The following is a 23,449-nucleotide window of genomic DNA, read 5'->3' as shown; positions in this document are numbered from 1 at the left end:
GACAATAAGCAGCTGTTTTCGCTGCTTATTGTTCATTGCCTCCCCAAGATTAAGGCGCTACGCGTTGTTGTGGCGAATCCGCTTTAATTAACGACGCATTGTTACTGTAATGACTACTAAAGTAACTCTGTAAGGCCGAAACCGTATTCACAGTTGCTGGAGTAGGCAATGCGCAGGGAAGGTCTGCCGTTTGTTCCTGACAGCCTTCACGATCTGGATCAACCATAGTCCATTTGCTGGCATCGGTAATCTCACTTGGATTGTCGCTGTCAAAATACCAGATCTGATCTGCGAACTTTTCGGCAAAAGCAGAAGTTCCAGCTGCGGTGCCCAACAGTGCCAATCCCATTAGCACTGTGCTCATGATGTTTTTTGTTCTCATGATAATTTAGTTTTATGTATTAATTTGTGATTATATCGAATGGCATAGACTCCTAATGCCAGCCATATCAGATTAAATACAAGGTGGGCGTCCCAGCCCATTTTTTCGATCGCTTTGCCACAGTGGCACATTTGGTTGGGATGATACTTCATCATCCAGGAAATAAAGATTGTGAAAACTAACATTAACATTGTTGAACACCATAGCGAGATCTGTTGAATCCGTCCAGGAATAATTAGCATAAGAGCAAGAAGAATTTCCAGGACAGGAATACCTAGGCCAATGGTTAACGCATAGCGCTGTAGATAAGGGACTTTATTGAGTCCCTTTGTAAAACGTTCAATGTTAATGAATTTATCTACCCCAGTGAACATGTAGAGGCAAGCGTAGCCGTAAACGTTAATTCGCAAAAGCACTTTTGAAGCTTTCACACCGTTTCGTTTGATTTTGTCATTCATCGAACGTTTATTGTGCTCTAGTTGCTGTTTGCCTGTGATCATGTTCATAATTTGTTGTTGTATCTTATACCAAAGTTAGTGCAGTAATCTCCCATATATGTTTGACTTTTAGGTAGGTCGTTGTATGATTTTTAGATTTTACGGTTTACTGCGAGGGGTGAATGACCAATACGGAGGGTGAATAACCAATATGAGGGTGAAATGCAATAAATAAATAGTGTTGAAGCCATTTCTGATTAGGAATGGCTTTTCATTTATATTGGCTCGGGCAGATGCCCGTATGCTTTTTGAAAAAAGTCGAAAAATTTTGTTGCTGTCCATAGCCGCAGTAATTGGATACTTCCTTGACAGCATATCCCGCAAGGAGTAAATCTTTTGCTTTTTGGACGATCAGCTTGTTCCAGGTCTGCCTCGGAGTTTCGCCATAGACTGCTTTGTACAACTTGTCCAATGTACTGATGTCGACTTGCATCTGATCCGCAATCGTCTGTATCGAGCAGCTGCTAAAAGTCTGCATCACCTGATCCCTGATCATTCGTTCGGCTCTTTCGGCCAGCAACTGATTCGGGTTGATCTTTTCATGAAACTGAAAATTCTTATAGATGGCAATATCAAATAGGTCATAGAGCATTTTTACAGCCATCGCTTCATTGTCTTTATGATATTTGAAAAAGCGCTCTTCAATATGGGAAATTTGGTAACGTGTTTTTTCTTTGATCGGCCAGATCGCACTTTGATAAAGACAGTTTTTATCACGTAGATGTGCTTTCCTGAATTCGGATAAAAAGTGGTTCGCTTGGTAGATTTCTGGCCGGATGTAACCGATGTCTACCAGAACACCATAGACCAGATAATCTCCCGGAAACAGGTCGGTTCGGATTTTGCCTTTTGGAATATAGATATAGCTGTCATGCTCTGAAGGCAACAGGGCTTGACTTTGACTTGATCGATGTTCCAGGACAATAGTCTCGGGGGAGTGCAGATTGTACAGCAGATGATAATCACATGTATGCGTGCGCACGGTCAGCTGAGTAGGCTGTTGCACATGCACCTGGATGCGGTAGAAGATCACACTGTGATAATCCATGTATTCTTCGACAAGTTGTATACCCTCACCCTCATACCGCTGCAATTGTGAGTCGGGTAGTTTGGGTAAAAAGGCTTTTGTCTGGGTGGTAAAGATCTCTACCTCAGGTAATATAAATTGGAATGTTTTTTTCATAAATTTGGCTGATTTAGGGTCGTGGCTTTGCTTAATGGTATTGCTGTTCGTCACCTCCTTTCCTTGTATCAAGCAGATTTGTCGTCCGCCACACCTGTAGTAGGGACTTAAAAGGCTCAAGGGGTTTTATAATTGGCTTGGCTATATATTGTAGGAGTGGACCACTCCAGGCACAGAGGTTGTACCAGATCATTAGGCAGGAAAAATGAGTCAGGCCCATACAGAGGCCTATGCCGACGTGCATCAGTACGATACCGGTAATTATGGTGGGGCGAACTACCCCTCTGATCCATACCAACGGATAGCTTATTTCAAATATTACGGTGAGTATCCCCAACAGCATCCAAAGTGGAGCAAGGTGCTGGACAGCTATGGGGATAGCAATGAGTGGTGGAGCAAACGGCTGCTGGACCGCTTTCCAGATGGCTTCTCCATTCCACCAGGCAGTCCCCATCGCTTTTCCTAATCCGGCAAAAAAATAAACGAAGCTAAGCTGTAGGCGGAAAAGGTGATGCCCTATAAGCATCCATGTTTTCCTGTTGATATCCTTGGGTGTACCCAGGCCAAACAATAGGCTGAAGAAGAGTCCTGTCTGTGCGAGATAATCCGCACCATAACTCCAGGTGTAATTGGAAATAAAGAAAACATAATGGAGAAAAAACAGGGTCAGGGTAATAGCTAAAGTAGTTCTGCCAAGGAATAAAAGCAGTCCACAGCTGATGTATAGCAAGGCTAGTATATAGACAACGATCTCGGTGATCGATAGTGAAATAGACCAGCCCAAGCTGTGGATGGAGAAAAAATAGGGTCGCTGCTGTATCATCAATAGCTCGGAGCTCAGCAATTGCCGACTCCCATAGAGCGGGGATAGGTCAGGCCAAAGCCTGCACATCTCTATCGTCAATAATAGGCCCAGTCCGCCAGGGAGAACGGTTAATGGATTATAATAGGGTGATTGGTCGCTACTTATCATTGCTGTTTATTTCAAGATGATCTAGGAGGATAATATAGGTTGTCTTAGCCGAAATACTCTTCTTAGCTGCTACAAGTGGCGGTATCATCCGGCTGAGGAGCTGACAGCGGATACTGTCTACCGATTTATCCGCCATGAGCCCCCGGGTCAATACCTGCGCGGTCTTTTTCGCCTGTTTATGCAGATCCCGCTTTTGTGGATCGAAAAAGGAGGTCCCCAATTCCAGATAACTCTGAAACCGAAGTATACCCATGCTAGACTGTAGCCTTGGTTCGCTGGTTATACTGACCTCCCTACCCCGATAAATACTGTAACGGATTTCAACCTGGTTATTGACATTGGGGCCGTAAAAACTATAGCCGCCATTGATCCCCGCAAGATCTTGATACAGGGGAAGCAGTCTACTGAGCGGGGCAGTCCCTATCTTATTGCAGAAAATGGCAGCTAGGTTATTGGCTGTGATCAAGCTAAAATGCAGAACACAGCCAATCGCTACTAAGATGTACATAATTGATTTCAATAGCTAAAAATCTAATGGATAGGGGCGACGATTATTTATTCGGAGGCGATGGAAAGAACAATCGGGTAGTCAGGCCAGGATCGGTCGTGGTATCAAGGTCATCAAGATGAATATAATGAATCTCATTGCCCTCCAAAGATCTGGGATCGGAAGTACTCCGCTGTGCGAGCAGGAAATAGATGGCAGCCATCACTGCAGTACATAGAAATAAATTTAATCTCTTCATAATAAAACGGTTGTGATATAATTAAAGCCTTAAAAATGGAGCATGGAAGCGATAAGTACCAGCTAATTATTTGTTTATGTCGCTTGTAATTATTTACTTTATCGCTATAATTATTTAGTTGTCCTTTCTCGATATGAAAAAAAATTCTGTTATAATTATTGATGATCTACATGGTGCCCGGGAAGATGCGCGTGCTGTATTAGAAGAAACCAGCGTATTTGATGTATGTGAAGTATTTGCATCTGTATGGGACGCCGAGGCTTTTTTTCTCAAAGGTGGAAAAAATGTCACACTCATACTTTGTGATATTGAAATGCCTGAGCTGTCGGGATTGGAGGCTGTACAAATGCTCAAGAACTATTGTACATATTTTGTGTTAATCACAGGATTTGCACAAAAATATGCTTTAGCAGGGCACGACTCCTATGTGGATGGTTATCTCACCAAACCTTTAGCTGAAGAAAAAGTTCTTCAGCTTTTTAGGAATCTACGAGAAAAGGAACGAAAACGCAGATTGAATGACCTGAAAGCGCAGAAAATTTTGCTGGATTTTGTGCCTTCGGATAGCCCATTGCAGCATGCGAAAAAAGGAATGGGGAGGGTCAAGAAGAGTAAGAATAATACAAGGGAATATCAAAAAGTCCCAGTTGATATCGATGCAATTGTTTACATGGAGACAATGTATAATTACCTCCATTTTTATGGATTAAAGAATGGTGAGATATATCTTTTGGGGGTATTGAATTGGACCTTGAAAGATTTTGAGCATGTCTACGCCACATGGCCTAATTTTGTGCGCGCAGATGCTTCCCGCATTGTCAATATACATTTTATCACCAAGGTGTCTTTAGACCGGATGACAATCGGTGATGCCAAAAGCATTTCTTTTGTGAAAACGAGGGAGCAGCCGTTAAAAAATTACCTGAATAGCATCGACCCGAAACGTAGCTGAAACGATGAAGGAGAATGGTATTCTTAACGTTACAGGCCTGCGGAATATTCTTTTGGTCTGTGGCTTGGTTGTTTTCTTGGGTTACATGTTTTTGGTCGTACCCAGTGCTTTCAAAGATTGGTCGGAGCGGGGAGCGGCCACCTTTTTATTGATACTTGTGTACACGGTGGCAAGATATGCCTTTTTGCCTTGGGCCTTGCAATGGTCTGGATATCGGGCCTGGTTATTCGGGTTGCTGCTGATCCTGTTTATAGTGCTCTTTGTCCTCCTGATTATCCTATTCAGTATCTGTACGGGAGCATTGGAATGGAAGCCCCATGAATGGAATATTGAAAATTTTTGGCAGGTCACATTGCTGCTGCTCCCGGGCCTGATGATTGCATGTTTTATGTATGGCTGGCATGCCGGTGTCGCCCATTGGCACAGCTATCAATCGATGAAAAAAATAGCGCAGGATTTTGAAATGACAACAATAATGAAAGAGCTCAATCCTCATTTTGTGGCCAATAGCATGGCTACGATCAGAGCGCTGGTCAGAAGGTCGCCAAAGGAAGCGCTAGGCGCAATAACCGTGTTTGGTGAGATTTCAACAGCTTATTTGCATACTGGTGAGCATCATTGGATCACATTGCGCATGGAGATTGAGCTTGCCAAGAATCTGATCAAGATGTACGAATGGATGAAAAATGACCCCGTTCATTTTGTGTTTACGCATGATCTTGATACGGAAAACTCTTGGGTGCCCAAAATGCTGATTTTTAATTTGATCGAAAACGCGCTGCAGTACGGTCTGACAGATGATGCAACACGTCCTATTGTTTTAAGAGTAGCGGGTACTGACGGTAATCGCATCAGTATCGATGTCAGCAATAGCATTGCCTCGGTTCCTATGACAGATCAGGTCAGTCATGGAACAGGTCTCGAACGCTTGGAACGGCAACTTTTGTTATTGGATCCGTCGGCAAAGTTTAACGTTGTCAATGACGGGACTTCTTTTCAAGTGGATGCTGTATTTTTGAGATATGAGGAAAAATTATTATCTTAAAATTTAGTATTAACCCTCACCATCCCGTTGGGGAATTTCCTGTATTTCATAGGGCTTGGCGGACCTAGAAGTCATTTTACTTTCTTTGTCGGAGGAAATACCTCTACCTGTACGCTGATGGTCTTAACCCAATAGACCATGAATTTAAATTTTTTCCTAAATACTGTAATCAATCGAATAGAAAAGCTCACTGAAACCTTGACACTGCTTTGTCGGCTGCTCACGATTTTAATCCGCGCGGTCAGAACAAAGCGAAGAAGGAATCCAACCCTACGCGAGCGTAAACTCTGGACACATATGGAAGTTATCGCGTACCTGGGCATCAGCCTGTCAACGTATAAGCGCCGGGTAAAAGAGGGCGTGCTCAAACCGATGACCCTGACCGGAGACGACCGTTACTTTGAAGAGGATCTGCTCGAAGCCATGGAGGAAAGCAGGTTGAAAGGCAAGGTCTAGCTAGCGTAGGGGGCTAGTTGATTTCCTGCTCAGGTGCTCGCGATCTCCTGCGATCACAGCGACTTTGCGCAGTGGGGTGCTGTTCTGCGCTATGGGAGATTGATTTTGACCAGTGTCCAACTCATTCCGACACTCATCAATTTGATTTTACCACAGGCGAGCTGATCCAGTCCAATGCCAGGATCGGTCCGCCACTGTTTGGAATAGCGTCGACCTTGGTCGACGTAAAAATTCCACCGGTCGGAATGGAACAAACCAGGGACAAAACAATACCGACCTTGGTCGAAATGAAAATTCCATTGGTCGAAACTGAACAGGCCTGGGACAGTAGCTTTTCGACACGGATCGGAATAGACATTTTACCCCGCAAAATCGTACAGATGGAGCGCAAAATCCATCATTTTCTTCTTGTTGCCGATCAGCTTGGCTCAAATCAGTTCAATCTCGTTCAATCTGGTTCAAAATTTCATGTAGACCCCGGTGCCGAGCTATGTTTGTCGTATTAAATAATCTCGCGAGGAATATTTAAGCGTTAACAAACAGATTTTTAAACTGATACTGTCAATGTCAAAAGATAACATTGCAGGTCAATAAAATAGAAAGAAAATGGCTACAAAAATGAAAGCCCTGATCGGATTTGGGAAAATGAAAGATGATGAATTGGTCATTGTCTGTAATACAATTATCGGCGCAATGACAGGAAATGCCAAGTACCCGACACCAAGCCCCGCGCTGGCGGATATTCAGGCGCTATTGGATGATTTTACGGCCCGGCTGGCTGTGGCGCGCAAAAGGGGATCGCCCGAAGATACAGCGATCAAGGATGAAAGCCGCGAACCGCTGATGGTGGCGATGCAGCAGCTGAGCTACTACGTCAATTCGGTGGCGCAGGGACATCTCTCCACCTTGTTGAGCTCGGGCTTCCCAACGAATAGCACTACCGTTACGAAACAGGTACCGCTCAAAGTGGAAAATATACGCTTGTCGGATGGAAGACAGTCGGGCCAGGTGAAGCTGGATTTTGCAAGCCAGAAGATTGCCACCATCTATGAATACCGCTACCGGATCAAAACGGATATTCCTACGGAATGGGGTGACCGGTTTACGACAACCTCTTCGCGGGGCAATATTATAGCACCATTGGAGGTGGGCAGGTTTTATGAAGTGCAGGTAAGGGCCATCAATACCCACGGGGTAGGTGACTGGAGTGACCCCGCCAATATCTTGGTACGCTAATGAATATGCTGCTCAGACGTGTTCGACAGGGGAAAAATAGTACCCTGTCCGAACTTTATTGCAACGGTATTTTTCAGTGCTATGTACTCGAAGATCGTATCCGTGATGTAAAGGTCAAAGGACGGACCTGTATTCCGATAGGTAAATATAAGCTGGGGATCAACTATTGGGGCGACATGAACACGCGTTATAAGAGGGATTTTCCGGAGCTGCACCAAGGCATGGTCGAAATTAAAAATGTGCCCGATTTCAGTATGGTCTATATCCATATCGGCAATACACATGCAGATACATCAGGCTGTCTGTTGGTGGGTAGATATTTTCATAAAAATAGGGAAAGTGGTGATTATGAAGTCTATCAATCCGCTCAGGCATATAAGGAGTTGTATCGCGCGATTATAGGGAATGTAAAAAAGGGCATGGTGACTTTACATATCGAACAGGCTTTTGTGAGCAAATCTTAAGCTTACAAGAATAAATACTAGATCTCAAAAGCACTTAAATGCCCTAGGCTTACCTAAATAGAGTCTCAATACTAAATAAAAAAATGAAGCAAGTAATCAATAAAATAGGAATGGTGCTACAGTTGGTCTTGACAGCACCCATAAAATTGCCAGGAAAGGCACGTAATATAGTTCAGTACCTCGCGCTAGGGTTGGGGATTATTGAATCGGTCATCGATACGGATGATCAGAAGACAGAGACCAAGGATAGTACCCAAAAGATAGACCCCGGTCAATCAAAGGAATCTGAGGAGACAGCCATTGCTTTAATGCGCAATGATCAAGTTGCTGAAAAGCTTACTGGGCAGAAAGGAGCGGAGCATGAAAATCAGTGATATACGGTTCTCAGCCGTCGGCGGTACACTCTGTGGTATCTGGGCATCTTTTTCAGTAGGCGACTTGCTCAATGGAGCGTTAACAGCATTGATTGGCACACTCGTTAGCTTCCTGTTGAGTAAAGTCCTGAACAGGATATTCAAGCGAAAGTGAAGGTCGGTCATCTACTTTAGGTGCCCGTTTTGAAGCATAATTGGTATTTATACGTTGGATATGTATTTATACTTTTTTATAGCTTGGTGGATACGGGTCTTATTTGCGCTATGTTGGAATGGCATAAAGTTTGGATTTAGACTCTTGGTTTTAGTAAAATTTAGATGAACATATACACACGAACTATGAGAAAATTTATTCAAACATGGGGTTTAGGTATGCTTATTTTGGCAACCGTAATTGGTTTTATTTCATGTAGCAAAGATGATGATCCTGCAGACAACAATCTTTTTATCGGTAAATACGAAGGGAAAATCGCATTTAACGACCTAAAAGATGACAGTAAGGATGTAGCTTCTGCTGACGGTACGGTTACCGTAACGAAAACAGGCAATACCTATAACTTTGCTTTTGGCAATAGTATTCCCAATCTCAATGGCGTTGACTTTGAAGAGAAAGACAATGTCTTGATTAATATTGGCTCGGCTGGTACAGGCGTGATCCGCATTGATGCGGGTAAATTAACCATTGGTTATACCAAAGATGACCAGGTCTGGACGGCTGATTGTCAACGTAAATAACAGTAACATTTAGTATATTTTTTATGAGCCATTTCTATCAAGGAATGGCTTTTTGGTAAAAAAAAACGGCCTGCGCTAGTCAAAGTGCAGGCCGAATGTATATATAGTAGGGGTGATTTTTCTAATTTGCTGTTAACGCGACAGCATTCAGCTGTCTTGGTGTTCCATCCGGCCCTACGGCAACGATATTGTCGAAAATAACCCGGGTGCCCGGAACGATGCCATTTAAGGCCGATGACATGCTGGAGCTCAGCTGTCCGCCCGAGGTGGAGAGCACGATGGCATCGGCACGTGGCTTGGCCAAGATCATGGTAAACTTGGTCACCTTGAAAGAAGCATCAAAGTCAAAATTGTCCAGTTTGGCAAATAATGCATTTTGTGCCTTGAGTGCCACAGTGGCCATGGATCCGCCGGTTTTGCCGGCAAATTTGGCAATCGGATCAGGGATTCTTTTGACACGGAATTCGGTCGAACTCAAGGTCTGTGTTTTGCCCGGTGCGACTTCGGCCGAAACGGAAATTCGGGCTGTACCCGGTGAACTGACACGCACATTATATTTTCCGCCACCCGCACTGGATATGCTTCCACCGCTCATGCTCACCCGGATTTTATCCGTAGGTGTTCCCGGAGCAGAAACGGAGATGGGATTGTTTACCCCGATATACAGTACATTCATCTTATCGGGAGATACCACCGCCGAAGGCCGCGCGACCTGGTAGGTCTGCTGTGGCGTCCGGTATTCCTTAAAGGTGCCGTCTGTCTGTTTGACCCGGATCACGCCGGTCCAGCTAAAAATGCCCTCCCGGCTGGTCGGTACGCTGTATACCCCTTTGCCATCTACGATTTGTAGCGCGGAACCGTTGACCGAAATGGCTGGCTGGGATTTTGAATCGGATGCCGTCAAAAAGACTTCAGCTTTGTAGGGTTGCCCCTGTACCAGGTAGGAGGTAGGTGCAACAGCTACCGCCGCAAATTTGTCCAGATTGACGACCGCCTGATCCATTTTGCCCAGGATAATCTTGACGACATCAGATTCGGCATTCTGGGCATCGGTCTGGATCTTCGTCAGAATGGTCATCGCTGCGGTCAATGGTGTGCCACTCCCAAAATTGATTTCTTCCCATGATTTTTTGCCATTGACAGACTTCTCCGGATTCTTGGCTTCCAAGGAAAAAGACACCAGCTTCTGCTCTTCGGGAGTCAGTAACGCCAATAATTTGCTACGGGTGGCATTGATTTTGTCTTTCAGGACTGTTCCTTTTTTTGCATTGATCATCAAATTGGGAGAGATGTCCTCATTTTCCCGTTTAACAAGATCACCCTTTTCCTCATCATAGCCGCCGCCCTGTTTGACGAATTCTTCTTTCAGGGATACAATATATTTATCCAGTTCGCCAATAATGGCCTGTGCCTTTTTCGCTTTATCGTAGATCGGCTTGGCACGTGCCGGCTCTTCTTTTAATTTGGTGTTTTCAAATGCTGCGAACAGCTGTTGTACAGCCGTGTTGACATTTGATTTGGATGTCTCGAGACTGTTGTTGATATTTTTGAATGCGTCCAGGATGGAATCCGGTACATTGAGTGCCAGTAAAGCCAGCAGTACCAGATAGAGGATGCCGATCATCCGCTGTCTTGGCGTTTCTCTTCCTAATGCCATTTTCTCTGTTTTAAGTAATACAAGGGTAAATTATACACGTGGCTGATTCATGGCAGTGAGCATATTGCCATAGATGGCATTTAATGCGTTCAGATTTTTGGCCAGTTTGCCCACTTCTTCTTTAAACGCTTTGGAGTCATCCAGGGATTCGTTAAAGTTCTGCATGGTATAGCTGAGGTTCTCGTAAAACTTATTCATGGATTGCAGGTGCGATGCCGAGTCGCGCAGTTCACGTTCGTACATGGCATTCAGCTGACTGAGGTTGCTTGTCAGATGTTTGACCTGGTCGTGGTAGCTTGCCGTATCACCGGAGGTATTGGACATGGCCACGAGATTTTCCGATGCTTTTTCAAAAGCAAGGCTTAAGTGATCAAATTTTGAGGTCGCTGTCCGGAGTTTCTGCGTGAATTCCTCTGTTGCCAGCGACACATCGGAGAGTTTATTGATAGCAGATACTTTTTCGCTGAAATCGCGTAGCCCACGGCCCAGGCTTTCGATACTTGCCGGTTCGATATGGGCGTCGGCAAACATTTTGTCGAGTGCGGCTGTGGCAGACGGGCCTGCAGGCTGTGTCACGACTGCTTTGCCACGAACAGGCAATTCGCCATTAAAATGATCATCCAGTTCAGGATATACGCGTGTCCAGTCGGGTTCAGGTGCCGGGGGATTAAAACCCATCAGAAAGAAAAGCAGCGCCTCTACACCTAGCCCTATCCCGATCATATAATTGGCTGTGCTGCCGCCGATATGGAGGATCTTGAACAGCACCCCGATGATGACGATACTTGCTCCCCAGGATATGGCCACATTCAGCCATCTTGAATTGTCTTTTTTCTTGCTCATAGTTTTTATATATGTTTTTGGTTTAATTTTTCTTGGATAGTATTATTTTTTTGGTTGATTTCATGTGTATAAAACGAATTTGTCTGTTTAATAGTATATCATAGCAATGATTATAGAGCGATTTAGCGCTGATGCTGCAATAGTCCACCCTTTTTCAAAAAATATACTAAAGGTTCCTGTTCATTTAAGTTTTCCTTCCTTCATATGGCACTTATTTAAGTTGAAAAAGCTTTTTTCAAAATAACGCAAACGTTCTTCCGGCTTTTTGGTTATAGCTTATAATTTTTGCTTTAGAACCTCGGAAAGAATGCAATATCTTTGGGGTAATTTTGGAATGAATATGCAGACCTTTTTTCTTGTTTTCTCGGGCTTATTGATCATCATAGGCGTATTGCCCTTTTTCAGGAGTCAATACTGGATTTTTCGTGTGGCCGAATTTATAAAATTGCAGCTGCTGGTTTTTCAGGTACCTGCTTTGGCCTGGGGATTTTATCTGCTTGATGGATCGCCCTGGATCTGGGCTATACAGATTGTTCAGGTGCTCCTAATGGGCTATCATGTATTTCTCCTCGTGCGTTACACCAAATTCTGGCGTAAGGAGAAATACAAAAAGGGAAAAGATGCATCGGAAAGCATTAAAATTATCTCCTGCAATGTACTGCAGTTTAATGAGGAACATCAGCGTTTCATCGAGCTGATCCAAAAAGAAAAGCCGCAGATCTTTCTGACCATGGAGAGTGATGCCCTATGGGAAAAAGCCTTGCGGGTATTGGAACCGGACTATCCGAATGTGGTAAAGGTTACGCTGGATAATACCTATGGTATGCATTTCTATACCAGCCTCAAAGTCAATCGAAGTCAGGTCCACTATTTTGTGGCGGATGATATTCCAAGTATCGAAGCCGAATTGGAAACGGTAGATGGCCACCGTTTTGTTTTTTTTGCCGTACACCCACCACCACCGAGTCCTACGGAGGAGGAAAACTCCAAAGAACGGGATGGTGACCTGCTCAGCGTGGCAAAACGGGTGCGTGATTATAAGATGCCGGTCGTGGTCACAGGGGACTTTAATAATGTGGCCTGGGCCAGGTCTTCCATACTGTTCAAGAAAACCAGCAAGCTGATCGATGCCCGTATAGGGCGTGGGATTTTATCTACCTTCCACGCAAATTATTGGTTTTTCCGGGTCCCTTTGGATTTGTTGTTCCATAGTCCCAATGTGTTTATCGACAAACTGTTTATCTATCCTTCGGTAGGATCGGACCATTTCCCAATGGGCTGTACGTTTTTTATTGACCGTTATTCAGAAGAGCAGGCCGAAGATATCGAACATCTTGACCCGGGTGAACTAGCTGAAGTGGACGAACTCATCAGCGAGGGCCGACAGGAGGAAAGTGATAATCGTAGCTAGCGATTATTTTCCGATCTGTAATTTATATTCTTTTGATGGGGCAACCGAGAAATAACCCAGCGCATTGTTGGAGATATTGGATCTGGGATTACCGGGAGCATTACTCATAGTATTGCTTTGATATTCGTTCCAGTATTGATAGGTTTTCTGATCCACACAATAGCGGCGAACGCTGACATGGTCTCCTGGAGAAAGATCGGTTTCGAGATCAGCGATATAATGTGTCACGTTCAGCCCATCGTTGAATTGGTCAGACTGTGCACTGGCAAAACGAAAGGGGCCGCCGTTGACTGATAGCATGTAGATATAATAGTTGGAAACGCGGGCAGGATCTTTAAAGGTCAGCGTTGCAAAAAAGTAGGTTTTCCCAGCAATACTTTTTTCGGAAATAGCTGTGCTGTCTACTTCAACATAAGGGGGCATCTGACAGCTTGCTGTGTATTGCGCCTTATTTACATTGGCCAATAAGGTATACACCCGGCCTGCGGTAGGCATGAAATTACGATGGATATAGTAACCATCTTTTTCATATTGAAAGCTGTAACTGCGATTTTGGTCGTCTCTGACTGTTATTGTTGCGCCTTTGATGCCCGAAGTATTGACGGCGTCGTCAAATCCCACGGAATGTGAAATACGTATGCGCTGAACGGGACTGGCATCCGTTAGCTGGGCGTCGATGACTACGCGGGCTGCAGCTTGATGGAGATCAAGATCTATTTTTTCCTCACAGGATGAAATCAGCAGCAATAGACTGGATAAGACAAAAGGTAGTCTGGCATTCATAAGGTTTAAAATTTAAAGTTCCAGGTGACTGATGGAATAATTCCGAAGAGCACAATCTTATAGGCTTCTGTCTGGTTTGGATTGGCCTTGTTTTCGCGGAAGTCAATGCTATAGGCATTTTTACGGTTATAGACATTATATATTCCGATTGTCCAGCTGGAATGAAAGCGTTTATTCTGCTTTGGGTCATAGTTAGCGGATAAATCCAAACGATGATAGTCGGGCATTCTATAGCCGTTTCGTTCGGTATAGTAAAACATGGATTTACCATTGATGAGATATTTTCCGCTCGGGAAGGTAACGGCATTTCCGGTATGGAAGACAAATGTTCCGCTGACTGTCCAGCTGTTTGATAGGGAATAATTCGCTGCGATGGCGAGATCATGTGTACGGTCCTGGCGTGCATTGAACCAGTTGCCGTTATTGATTCCGTTAAACTTACGCCGGCTTTTGGATAGGGTATAGCTAATCCAGCCTTTAAGACGCCCACTGTTTTTGCGCAGGTAGGCTTCCAGGCCATAGGCCCTGCCTATACCAAAGAGCAGCTCGCCCTCGAAGTAAGCGTTTGCCTGTAAACTGGCGCCATTGCGTACATCAATCTGATTGCCCAGGCGTTTATAATAGGCCTCTATCGACAAGTCATATTGCTTGGCTGAAAAGCTGCGAAAGTAACCTACAACAGCCTGGTCCACAAGTTGTGGTTTGATATGGAGGCTACTGAGTACATACTGGTCCGTGGGCAGGCTGGCACTGCTATTGGTCAATTGATGCAGGTTTTGGCCGATGCGGTTGTACGAAACCTTTAGGCTGCTGTGTTCATCCAGTAGCATACTGGCAGACAGGCGGGGCTCTAGATTGATATAATGCTTGGCAATCCGGCTGTTATCACGTTTTTCGGAAATGGGCACCCCATTTTTATCAAATTGATAAAAGCTGCGCTTGCCCAGCACCATAAAATCATGGACATGGATGCCATATTGTACCGACAGGGCTGAAGTAGGTTTCCATTCATGGGAAATATAGCCGCCCAGATCAACGCCACGTTGGCTTTCAACGGCTGTCGGGTTGACCGACTGATTTTTGCCGGCGGAAAGATTGGCCGGCCGGATGGACTGGGCCAAAGCGCCTACACCGAGCCGAAAGGTATGATTGGCATTCGCATGGTAGGAAAAATCCTGTTTGGCTTGGATGTTCCGGATATTGGAGGCGACCTGAAAATCGATCTGTTCGCTGGAAACACCGGCCTCATAATTGAACCCGCTGTAAACAAGGGAACTACTGCTGGATAGTTTATCATTAAACTGCTGGCTCAGTCGTGCCGTTGCCGTGGTATTGCCCCAGGCAATGTTAAATAGGTCACTGTACTTTAATTTGTCCTTGCCCCGATAGCCCGATAGGTATAAGGTGCTTTTCTTGCCCAGGTTAAAACTGAGTTTGGCATTCAGATCATAAAAATACAGCCTATTTTGATCCATATCTTTACTTTTCACCAGTTTTAAAAAGGAATCCGCATAGGAACGCCGGGCGCTGAACAGAAAAGAGCTTTTATCTTGTTCAATCGGTCCCTCCAATTTTAACCGTGAAGCAATGATCCCCAGCCCACCTTCGCCGGAAAATCGTTGTTTGTTGCCATCCAATAGGGCAATGTCCAATACAGAGGAGATCCGTCCGGCAAATTGTGCTGGTATTCCGCCCTTGTAGAGCTGCACGTCCTTGATGGCATCTGAATTAAAGGTCGAAAAAAATCCCAGCAGATGCGAGGGGTTATAGACCGTAGCCTGGTCGAGTAAAACTAAGTTTTGTCCGCCATCCCCGCCACGCACATGAAAGGTGCTTGAACCTTCTCCGCCGCCTTGTACACCCGGTAAGAGCTGTATGGTCTTGAGTATATCCTTTTCGCCAAATAATACGGGCAGATGCTGAATGTCCTTCATGTTGAGCTGTGTGCTGCTCATCTGCGGGGCTTCGATGCTTTCACCTGGCTCTTTGGCCGAGACCGTCACTTCGGCGATGCGATTGGGTATGAGCTTTAGTTCAAAATTCCGTTCAAGAGATTCGCGCAGTGCAATGGGCAAAGTTTGCTGCTGATAACCGAGGTAACTGACGCTAAGGTCATGTCTCCCCCTGGGCAGAGCTATACGGTAATGCCCATAGACGTCTGAACTGGTCGCAATGCTGTCTTTGACTGTACGGATAACTGCTCCGTGAAGCGGTTTTCCCGTAATGGCGTCTTGAACAGTACCGCTTAGTACAGTTGCCTGTGCGGAGACAATAAGAGGGGATAAGGCCAGGGGAATGGAAAGAAAATAAGAGATGATCGGTTGCATTTGAAGCTTCTAGCGGATTGATTTTGTTGACAATAAAAATGAAATGACGTATTAACCCTTTATTAATATTTGTTTTGATAGTTTAGATGAAGATGACTGCATAATGTCTCATTCTTTTTGCTCGGTTTAGTTTATGTATGTAACGCTTTTGGTACATTGAATATTGTTCGAAACTGCTTACTTAAGCAATGGATTTACCGATCATCGGCATATTGGTTTAGGGAAAAGCAAAACAGCGGGATGGATATTTAGGTAGAAATGTGTAATTTAACAGCAGCTAAACAATGTAGTAAATCTAACTAATGGGTAAAGATTATCTTTTTAAAACGGCTGCGGAAGATCTCCAGTCAAAGACCATTGATTTTTTGCGCTTCCCCTTGATCGTAGGCGTGGTATTTATCCATACAGATTTTTCAGATATTGTTATGGGCGGTGTAAAGCAGATCAGTTTTGTGAATTATCCCATTTTCACCTACATCTTTTCTTTGTTTTCCAAAGTGATCTTTGAGGTTTGTGTACCACTTTTCTTTTTTATTTCTGGTTTTTTATTTTTCTATAAAACAGCTGGCTTCTCTTGGGGAGTTTACCTGCAGAAGCTGAAAAAACGTGTACGATCGCTTTTGGTCCCTTATATTTTCTGGAACCTAGCCGTCATTGTATTTCTTTTGCTTGCACAGACCCTTTTGTCGGGAACTTTAGTTTCCGGAAGAAACAAACTGATAACGGAGTATAGCCTAACGGATTGGCTCTGGTCTTTATGGGATACTTCGCATGTGAATCCACATCTGAGGAAAACCTTACCGATCAACTCGCCATTTTGGTTTATTCGGGACCTGATGGTGCTGGTGTTGCTGTCGCCACTGGTTTATTTTGTGATTAAAAAATTGAAGGCATATGCAGTGGTCATATTGGGTTTGATATGGTTTTTCAATCCCTATTTTTATTGGCCGGGACTAAGCACTGTTTCTTTCTTTTTCTTTACAGCAGGCGCTTATTTTAGCATCAACAACAAAAACTTCGTCGTTGGTATGCGGCCCATGTTATCGATTGCTGCGATATTATATGTCCTCCTGATGTTGGTACAAATTCTTTTTCGTGGTTCAGCCTGGTGGACCACCTTATATTGTGCCGGAATTATCATTGGACTGATTACTGTAGTGACGGTAGCTGCGCATTTCATTGAAAAGGGAAGCTGGCGCACGAATGCATTTTTGGCCGATAGCAGCTTTTTTATTTATGCCTACCATCGCTTGCCTTTGGTCTTTGTGATCAAATTTTTATTTAAGCTGCTTCAACCTCAGACGGAGGGATTATTATTGTTTCTCTACCTGGCTTGCCCTACGATAATCATTGTATTGGGTTTGGTTATATACAGTTTATTAAGGCAGTTTTGGCCTAGGTTTACAGCCATTATCAGTGGTGGACGTTAATAAAAAACGATGAAAAAAAAGTATAAAAAGCTTATTATTATTCTCCTTGTGCTGCTTGTCGGGGCAATACTGGCCACCTTTGGGCGGAAGATATACAATAAAAATAAATACAAAAGAATCAAAACCGAGTATGTATTTACCGATGTCATCAACCTGGGCTGCACTTCGGTCAAACAACAGGGCGCATCGAATACCTGCTGGTCCTACACGGGCAATTCATTTCTGGAGTCGGAAATGATCCGGATGGGGAAAGCGCCTGTTGAGATTTCCCAGGTCTTCACGGCACGACAGGCTTACCTGGATAAGGCGCATAATTTTGTGCGGCTCCATGGTGGGCTGACCATGGGTGAAGGTGGGCAATTGCATGATGTATTGAATGTATTCCGCAAATATGGTGCGATGCCCAGATCAGCTTATGCGGGCCTACGGGGCAACCGCACCTATAACGATTTCAGGGAGATGACGCCCATGTTAAATGCCATGCTTAAGGTATTGGTCAAGAATAGGCCACTGGTACCTAATTGGGAGCGTGCCTATACCGCTATACTGGATACGCATCTTGGAGAGCTGCCCGAAAAATTCGACTATAAGGGAAAGACTTATACCGCGCGTACCTTTGCGGATCAGATGATCGGGATTGATCCGGACGATTACATTGGCTTTGCGTCAGTAACGGATCAGCCTTATTATAAGCCTTTTGTGCTGTTGGTGCCGGATAACTGGTCCTTTGACCGCTTTTATAATGTACCTATGCAAGAACTCACCGATATCATTGACCATGCATTGCAGCAGGGTTATACGCTTGCCTGGACGACGGATGTGTCCGAAAAAAGTTTCTCCTGGCAGTATGGGATTGCTTATGTGCCTGAAAAATCAGTTGACAGGATGACGAAGGACGAAAAAAAGAAAATGTTCGTAAAACCAATGCCGGAGAAAAAGATCACAGCCGAAGAAAGGCAGGCGGCTTTTGACAATTATACAACCACGGACGATCATGCGATGCATATTGTTGGACTGGCCAAGGATCAAACGGGCAAGGAATACTATCTTGTTAAAAATTCCTGGGGTAAGGCCAATGATTTTAAAGGATATATGTATATCAGCAAAGCCTATGTGAAATATAAAACGATTACGCTGATGTTAAATAAAAATGGGCTCAGTCCTACGCTGTTAGCTAAAATGAAGTTGAACGACCGCTAATTCCCAATTGTTTCCATAATTGGGTCGGAGCTTTGTTGTATGAAAAACAACAACATCCTTATACAATGCTCTGTAGTCTTCCTGATGACCTGGATACGCTCATTTTCTACGATTGCTCAGGCGCAAGAAAGCCGAACGATACCCGATAAGGTGCACCATGCCGAACCCCTGTACAATGATCTTGTGCGCGACCTGGGAGCAAGAAAAGGGGAGAAGGAATTCAATATCGGTACAGATATTACCAGGATGCGAAAGATGGATGAATACGGTTATTTAATGGAATACGAGTTTGCGCCTATGGATCGCCTGGGCTTGGAAGTGGAAACCGATTTTGTCTATTCGAAGAGCAAAGTGAATGGCATCGCCTCCAGCAATGCGCTCGAAAGGCTACGCTTGTCATCACAGTATTCGTTCTATGTTTCCAAGAAGCATGCAACAACATTAGCGATGGGCTACACCCAGATTTTTAATTTTGTCGAGGGCGGAACTGCTTTTAATCCCTTTTTTGTGGCTGCGAAGAGTTGGTACAGCAACTGGCATACCTTGGTCTATACAGGACCGGAAATAGCCTATCATTATAAATCTGGAAAGACGCAGATGAACTGGCAGATCAATACTTCCTTCCATTATACATTGCCGCAGACCGATCATTTTATTGGACTTGAAGTTAATCAGCAGGTCGAGTCTGGTAGTCTGGAGACAACGCTTCGGCCTCAGGTAAAACTGGGAATTAACGATAAATTGGCAATCGGTATGGCGGTAGGCTTTCCAGTGGGCAGCAGGGAAGAGACGATCAGTTCATTTTTCCGTCTGATTTATCAACTTTAAATGGATCACTTTTAGGATGATTGCTGATCGCCCAATTCGTATAAAAATAGGAAACGTCGTTGGGACGAAAAATACTGTTTTTCGATGTAATGTGTTGGTTGATAGGGTGAAATAAAATAGTGGAACGGACGCCTCCGTTCCACATTATCCAAATAGTTTTATCAAGTCGAACGCAAAAAAAATGACTTGACGCGCCAAATGTAAAAAATATTGTTGGAAATTTTTGTGTAAAAAAAGATTCAAGTTGTGTTAAAAAGTGTGAAAATAATATTTTGTAGGCAGTAGGCTACAATAGAAAAGCGGCTAGATCAAATCTAGCCGCTTTTCTATCAATATGATTGTATGATTGTTTTTAATGCATGACAGACCTGTAAAAATTGGAATTGATGGATCAACTAATTTCGTTGATTAGGTAAAGATGATTTTGTTGAAATCGAAATGGGACCGTAGTGATGTAACAAACAGGAGCCACTCGTAAGAGCGGCTCCTGTTTACTGTTATTGAATTAACTGATTTAATTCAATGAATATGATTAGCCTTTAAGCTTAGTTAGGATAAACTGGCATTGGTTCATAATTCGCTGCTGCACTTTTCGCTGCCCATGTTGCATCACGTACACAACGGATATTCATTAATGGTGAGTTGATGACACTTACTGCTCCAAGAAGACCCGCGCTTAAAAGGCTTGTTGTTCTATAAGCTTTGTAGTTACCTACTGTCGTATGTCCTAGATGATATTTTACCCCAAGATTGATGACAGGCGATCCGATTAAGTTTTCACTTGTCCAGAATGCGTTATAGCTACCATAAGTATTTCCCAAATCAAGAGTAATCAAATTATTTATTGCCCCCAATGTGTTCATATAGCCATTGTAGTTGAAACGCAATCTGTTTACTGATGAATTAGCAGCCCCATATGCAGCGTTGTTTCCTGCAGTAGGTGTAAATTCTGAATAGGTCGCAGTAGCTGTTGAGTTTGCCACGGGAGCGGCTAATGCATCCTGAACAAGAACTAAGGCATCGATTCCGGCAACATTTGTTAGTCCAAGATCACCCAATAAACCACCAAGAAGACCACGAGAAGTTACATTTTCTAATTGTGCTGCCGTAGGTGTTTTCCAAAGACCTGCTGGATAAACGAGTGCACAAGCGTCTACTGCAGCATTTGCACTTGCCAATACGCGTGGAAGATGTGCTCCGAATGAGAAATAGCTGTTAGGATCGTTTGTCTGCGGGTTGGTGTGGTAAAAACGGTACGGTGTGGCATCGCCTGGTTTATAGTATAAATTTGATCTAGACCATTGGGCTAAACCAGCACCAGTGCCATAGGTTAATGCGGATTCAGTAATACCCACTAAGAAACGGTGGTTTTTGCCACGTACAGGAGTAATCGCTTTATTTTGTGTAAGCGTTGTCGCGCCAAAGCTCCGCTCGGTGTTGTTATCAAGCTGAATTTTCAGATTTGTTACAGAAACGGTTAAGTTTTGGGCGGTTTCATCTGCTGTATAATAGTAGGCAATCTTTCTTGCTGCATTACCATCAAGATTGGTGAAATTCACCTCTGTCAATGCCGGTGTTCCACCGGATGCCGCTACTGTCAGTGCACCAGTCTCCAGATTAAGAGTTGCTGCTTTTGCGCTTTGTCCGGTAACTGCTATAGTAGCCGAGTTTATCGGTGCAAACATACCTAACGTGTTGACTTCAATAGCAATACGTGCATACAGGCGGTTGAAAGTAATGTTTAAAGGAGCTGTATTGCTATTAATGATGATATCTGTTGCGCCTGATGTTGCATAAAGCACATCTTTGTTTTGTGGCAATACAAGATTATTCGATGCATCTCCATCTGGTATTGCATCCGTGTTGTTGTAAGATAAAGCTACCCATTTGTAAGATCCGTTAGGTATCTGAATTGGTGTCTCTGAGCCAGGAGTAAATTGCACAGATTTGGTGAAAGTATAAGTTCCGCCATTGTTTTTGTATAAATATAAGCGATATGTGGTCGTAGACCCTATTGGTGTAGCAGCCTTTAACCCATTGGAAGCTCTTGATGCAACTGAAGAGAATGCGGAAGCATCATTGGAAGGTACCTTGTTGTCTACTGCTACGATTGCATCAAATCCATTGGATTGTACCAGCTCGATTGAATGATTGCCAGATTTGCCTTTAGATGTACTTCCTTTTTTGACCGTGCTTTCGCCGTCGTTGATGCCGGCGATACGAACCACTAGTTGACTTTGATCAGATGGGACTTCCTGGCCGTTCTGATTTTTATCTTTGTTACAACTTGTTACCGCCAGGGTGCCAAGTGCTAAAAATGCCGCAAGAGCAAACTTGCTTGCTAAATTGTTATTGGTTGTTTTCATAATTGAATTGTTTGATTAAGGTAATTGATTAAAAACCGTCAGTGTTCCAGCCAGAACCACCAGCACCTTCTTCTTCATTAAGAGTTGGTGAATTTCCGGGTGCGGCATTTCCTGATCCAGCAGCAATTCCTTGCTCCAATTCAACTACGTTCTCCACAATGGACGGAGCAACGTACATTTTTTTTGCGTTCTTATTCATGATAATATTATTTGGATAATTTCATGCTATTGCTAGCATGGGTTTTAAAATTTAATGGACAATTTAATTTTTCATTGTTAGAAATTTAAAAAATTAACGTTTTGATAAGCTGCTTGTCTCTGCGTACAGACAAGGATTGTCGTTATCGCTGCGCCAATTCTGTTATAATAATCCTATTTATGCTGTTATAAATTTATATATGTCTACTACTTTTTCCTAATTTGGCTAAAACATTGCATGTTTTCGAATTGTAATATTACGACTAAATATCAACTTGTGCAAAAAAAAATTGTAAATTATTTTCCAATATAAAATTCAGTTGATATTTGAAGATGTTTCCTTTTCATCGTTTATGGTTTACCTGTTTTTTCGTATAACTGTCATTTAATGTAAAATAGACCTGTCTTTTAATACTTTTTTGTTGTATCATTTGATTACAATACTCTGCTTGAACAAAGTTGTTTACCTTTTGTTTTAAAGTTGAGTGATTTTTTTTCGGTAAATTTTTGTTTTATAATTAATGTGTTTGAACAGTCACTTTCTTTATTGTCAGTAGTTATACGTATACGCTTATGTTGCTTTATTTTTGAATTATAGTGTGTGTGTTTAATATCGATAATCAATTTCCTAATATAGTCGCTTTTTTCTAAATTAAGATATTTGTTACTACTGTCTTTTTTAAATTTTATTGAAAAACAGTAATAGGCATTTATAGTTATTGTTTTAGAAAAATATATATCTATTTGTTTTTTTGACTTTTCAATGCTGTTTTCAGTTTTAGTTTTCATAATAACTAAAGTGTTTAAGCAACCAACTTTTTAAAAGCTTATTTTCGATTCCCGATTAAATCTCATTCTTTTAGGCATTTTTAAAAAATCACGTCAGACTCTTTTTTTTGGCAGGTTTGTTCCAAATCTTGCCTTAAATCTCATCCAAATGTCATGTAAAATGCTTGTTCTGAGATGGATTGTAGTGGCTTAGCTACAGAAAAAGAAACATGGCGCGAAATCCTGCGCTCAATCCCAAAGAATAGCTACTTTTGCCCAACTTCTGAACTAAAGAAGTGTCATATTATTCGGTTTTAAAAGTCTTTGTATGAATTATATACAGTCTTTTTAATGTAGTGTATTATTTACACTAACAGGGAATCGCTTTAGAACATTTTTAAAAATATAGGAAATGAAAACGAACAAAGAAAACTTGGCTAATCTAAACGGCCGCTTACCTTATGAAGCTCCTCGTATGCATGCTCAAAACGTAGAATTGGAATATAGTGTTGCAGCTGGTTCTGTAAACAGTTCAGTAACCGAATCTTGGCAGACTGAAACACAGACGCAAGAGATCGATTGGTAGTAGATAAGG

Annotated in this window: 27 protein-coding genes; 14 read left to right on the top strand and 13 right to left on the bottom strand. The window is 43.1% G+C overall.

Annotated features, from left to right (window positions below; all coding sequences use genetic code 11):
* Positions 1-49: 49 nt before the first annotated feature.
* The 6 genes from ACK8HY_RS14000 to ACK8HY_RS13975 form a co-directional block, all read right to left on the bottom strand.
* Positions 50-382, bottom strand: coding sequence for a hypothetical protein (locus ACK8HY_RS14000; RefSeq protein WP_416133986.1), 333 nt, complete (start codon positions 380-382; stop codon positions 50-52).
* Positions 379-888: a MauE/DoxX family redox-associated membrane protein gene (locus ACK8HY_RS13995; RefSeq protein ID WP_416133985.1), complete on the bottom strand. Its 510-nt coding sequence runs from the start codon at positions 886-888 to the stop codon at positions 379-381. The genes ACK8HY_RS14000 and ACK8HY_RS13995 overlap by 4 nt, the downstream gene beginning before the upstream one ends.
* A 202-nt stretch (positions 889-1,090) precedes the next feature.
* Positions 1,091-2,062: a helix-turn-helix domain-containing protein gene (locus ACK8HY_RS13990; protein WP_416133984.1), complete on the bottom strand. Its 972-nt coding sequence runs from the start codon at positions 2,060-2,062 to the stop codon at positions 1,091-1,093.
* A gap of 31 nt (positions 2,063-2,093) precedes the next feature.
* The gene (locus tag ACK8HY_RS13985) at positions 2,094-3,035 is read right to left on the bottom strand and encodes a hypothetical protein (RefSeq protein ID WP_416133983.1); all 942 of its coding nucleotides are present in this window, start codon (positions 3,033-3,035) and stop codon (positions 2,094-2,096) included.
* A complete protein-coding gene (locus ACK8HY_RS13980; RefSeq protein ID WP_416133982.1) occupies positions 3,025-3,543 on the bottom strand; it encodes a hypothetical protein in 519 nt (172 codons plus the stop codon). The genes ACK8HY_RS13985 and ACK8HY_RS13980 overlap by 11 nt, the downstream gene beginning before the upstream one ends.
* Positions 3,544-3,586: 43 nt before the next feature.
* Positions 3,587-3,781, bottom strand: coding sequence for a hypothetical protein (locus tag ACK8HY_RS13975; RefSeq protein ID WP_416133981.1), 195 nt, complete (start codon positions 3,779-3,781; stop codon positions 3,587-3,589).
* Positions 3,782-3,914: 133 nt separating this feature from the next.
* Between ACK8HY_RS13975 and ACK8HY_RS13970 the strand changes: the two genes are divergently transcribed.
* The 9 genes from ACK8HY_RS13970 to ACK8HY_RS13930 all read left to right on the top strand — a co-directional run bounded on the left by ACK8HY_RS13970 (position 3,915) and on the right by ACK8HY_RS13930 (position 9,043).
* Positions 3,915-4,733 carry a LytR/AlgR family response regulator transcription factor gene (locus ACK8HY_RS13970; RefSeq protein WP_416133980.1) on the top strand — a complete coding sequence of 273 codons (819 nt, stop codon included), beginning with the start codon at positions 3,915-3,917 and terminating at the stop codon, positions 4,731-4,733.
* Between the two features lie 4 nt (positions 4,734-4,737).
* Positions 4,738-5,778, top strand: a complete 1,041-nt coding sequence (locus ACK8HY_RS13965; RefSeq protein WP_416133979.1) for a histidine kinase — start codon at positions 4,738-4,740, stop codon at positions 5,776-5,778.
* A 138-nt stretch (positions 5,779-5,916) separates the two neighbouring features.
* Positions 5,917-6,234 (top strand): hypothetical protein, encoded by a 318-nt coding sequence (locus ACK8HY_RS13960; protein ID WP_416133978.1) that lies wholly within the window; start codon positions 5,917-5,919, stop codon positions 6,232-6,234.
* A 71-nt stretch (positions 6,235-6,305) separates the two neighbouring features.
* The gene (locus tag ACK8HY_RS13955; protein WP_416133977.1) at positions 6,306-6,740 is read left to right on the top strand and encodes a hypothetical protein; all 435 of its coding nucleotides are present in this window, start codon (positions 6,306-6,308) and stop codon (positions 6,738-6,740) included.
* A 100-nt stretch (positions 6,741-6,840) separates the two neighbouring features.
* Positions 6,841-7,470 (top strand): fibronectin type III domain-containing protein, encoded by a 630-nt coding sequence (locus tag ACK8HY_RS13950; protein WP_416133976.1) that lies wholly within the window; start codon positions 6,841-6,843, stop codon positions 7,468-7,470.
* A complete protein-coding gene (locus ACK8HY_RS13945) occupies positions 7,470-7,934 on the top strand; it encodes a DUF5675 family protein (protein WP_416133975.1) in 465 nt (154 codons plus the stop codon). The genes ACK8HY_RS13950 and ACK8HY_RS13945 overlap by 1 nt, the downstream gene beginning before the upstream one ends.
* Before the next feature lie 83 nt (positions 7,935-8,017).
* The gene (locus tag ACK8HY_RS13940; protein ID WP_416133974.1) at positions 8,018-8,308 is read left to right on the top strand and encodes a hypothetical protein; all 291 of its coding nucleotides are present in this window, start codon (positions 8,018-8,020) and stop codon (positions 8,306-8,308) included.
* Positions 8,295-8,462: a hypothetical protein gene (locus tag ACK8HY_RS13935; RefSeq protein ID WP_416133973.1), complete on the top strand. Its 168-nt coding sequence runs from the start codon at positions 8,295-8,297 to the stop codon at positions 8,460-8,462. The genes ACK8HY_RS13940 and ACK8HY_RS13935 overlap by 14 nt, the downstream gene beginning before the upstream one ends.
* A 185-nt stretch (positions 8,463-8,647) precedes the next feature.
* Positions 8,648-9,043, top strand: a complete 396-nt coding sequence (locus tag ACK8HY_RS13930) for a hypothetical protein (protein ID WP_416133972.1) — start codon at positions 8,648-8,650, stop codon at positions 9,041-9,043.
* Between the two features lie 121 nt (positions 9,044-9,164).
* Here the strand turns inward: ACK8HY_RS13930 and gldM are convergent, their stop codons facing one another.
* A complete protein-coding gene (gene gldM, locus ACK8HY_RS13925) occupies positions 9,165-10,700 on the bottom strand; it encodes a gliding motility protein GldM (protein WP_416133971.1) in 1,536 nt (511 codons plus the stop codon).
* A 30-nt stretch (positions 10,701-10,730) separates the two neighbouring features.
* A complete protein-coding gene (gene gldL, locus ACK8HY_RS13920; protein ID WP_416133970.1) occupies positions 10,731-11,543 on the bottom strand; it encodes a gliding motility protein GldL in 813 nt (270 codons plus the stop codon).
* Positions 11,544-11,850: 307 nt separating this feature from the next.
* Here gldL and ACK8HY_RS13915 point away from each other — a divergent pair, with 307 nt between their 5' ends.
* Entirely contained in the window at positions 11,851-12,954 is a 1,104-nt protein-coding gene (locus ACK8HY_RS13915; RefSeq protein ID WP_416133969.1) for an endonuclease/exonuclease/phosphatase family protein, read from the top strand.
* Between the two features lie 3 nt (positions 12,955-12,957).
* Here the strand turns inward: ACK8HY_RS13915 and ACK8HY_RS13910 are convergent, their stop codons facing one another.
* Positions 12,958-13,737, bottom strand: coding sequence for a DUF4249 domain-containing protein (locus tag ACK8HY_RS13910; protein ID WP_416133968.1), 780 nt, complete (start codon positions 13,735-13,737; stop codon positions 12,958-12,960).
* Positions 13,738-13,742: 5 nt separating this feature from the next.
* Positions 13,743-16,064 carry a TonB-dependent receptor gene (locus ACK8HY_RS13905; RefSeq protein WP_416133967.1) on the bottom strand — a complete coding sequence of 774 codons (2,322 nt, stop codon included), beginning with the start codon at positions 16,062-16,064 and terminating at the stop codon, positions 13,743-13,745.
* Between the two features lie 302 nt (positions 16,065-16,366).
* Between ACK8HY_RS13905 and ACK8HY_RS13900 the strand changes: the two genes are divergently transcribed.
* Genes ACK8HY_RS13900 through ACK8HY_RS13890 form a run of 3 tightly spaced genes read left to right on the top strand, consistent with a single transcriptional unit; the run spans position 16,367 to position 19,522 of the window.
* Positions 16,367-17,494 carry an acyltransferase family protein gene (locus tag ACK8HY_RS13900; protein WP_416133966.1) on the top strand — a complete coding sequence of 376 codons (1,128 nt, stop codon included), beginning with the start codon at positions 16,367-16,369 and terminating at the stop codon, positions 17,492-17,494.
* A 9-nt stretch (positions 17,495-17,503) separates the two neighbouring features.
* Positions 17,504-18,694, top strand: coding sequence for an aminopeptidase C (locus ACK8HY_RS13895; protein WP_416133965.1), 1,191 nt, complete (start codon positions 17,504-17,506; stop codon positions 18,692-18,694).
* Between the two features lie 39 nt (positions 18,695-18,733).
* The gene (locus ACK8HY_RS13890; RefSeq protein WP_416133964.1) at positions 18,734-19,522 is read left to right on the top strand and encodes an HAEPLYID family protein; all 789 of its coding nucleotides are present in this window, start codon (positions 18,734-18,736) and stop codon (positions 19,520-19,522) included.
* A gap of 545 nt (positions 19,523-20,067) precedes the next feature.
* Here the strand turns inward: ACK8HY_RS13890 and ACK8HY_RS13885 are convergent.
* The 3 genes from ACK8HY_RS13885 to ACK8HY_RS13875 form a co-directional block, all read right to left on the bottom strand.
* The gene (locus tag ACK8HY_RS13885; RefSeq protein WP_416133963.1) at positions 20,068-21,888 is read right to left on the bottom strand and encodes a hypothetical protein; all 1,821 of its coding nucleotides are present in this window, start codon (positions 21,886-21,888) and stop codon (positions 20,068-20,070) included.
* A gap of 28 nt (positions 21,889-21,916) precedes the next feature.
* The gene (locus ACK8HY_RS13880) at positions 21,917-22,087 is read right to left on the bottom strand and encodes a hypothetical protein (RefSeq protein WP_416133962.1); all 171 of its coding nucleotides are present in this window, start codon (positions 22,085-22,087) and stop codon (positions 21,917-21,919) included.
* 434 nt (positions 22,088-22,521) lie between these two features.
* Complete coding sequence (locus ACK8HY_RS13875; protein WP_416133961.1) at positions 22,522-22,875, bottom strand: hypothetical protein; 354 nt, start codon at positions 22,873-22,875, stop codon at positions 22,522-22,524.
* Positions 22,876-23,266: 391 nt separating this feature from the next.
* Here ACK8HY_RS13875 and ACK8HY_RS13870 point away from each other — a divergent pair, with 391 nt between their 5' ends.
* Entirely contained in the window at positions 23,267-23,440 is a 174-nt protein-coding gene (locus ACK8HY_RS13870) for a hypothetical protein (protein ID WP_175992139.1), read from the top strand.
* The last annotated feature ends 9 nt before the right edge of the window (positions 23,441-23,449 follow it).

This window comes from Sphingobacterium sp. NGMCC 1.201703, from assembly GCF_047784615.1.
Taxonomy (GTDB): domain Bacteria; phylum Bacteroidota; class Bacteroidia; order Sphingobacteriales; family Sphingobacteriaceae; genus Sphingobacterium.
Note: the sequence above shows the minus strand (reverse complement) of the source record. Positions and strands in the feature narration are given on the sequence as shown.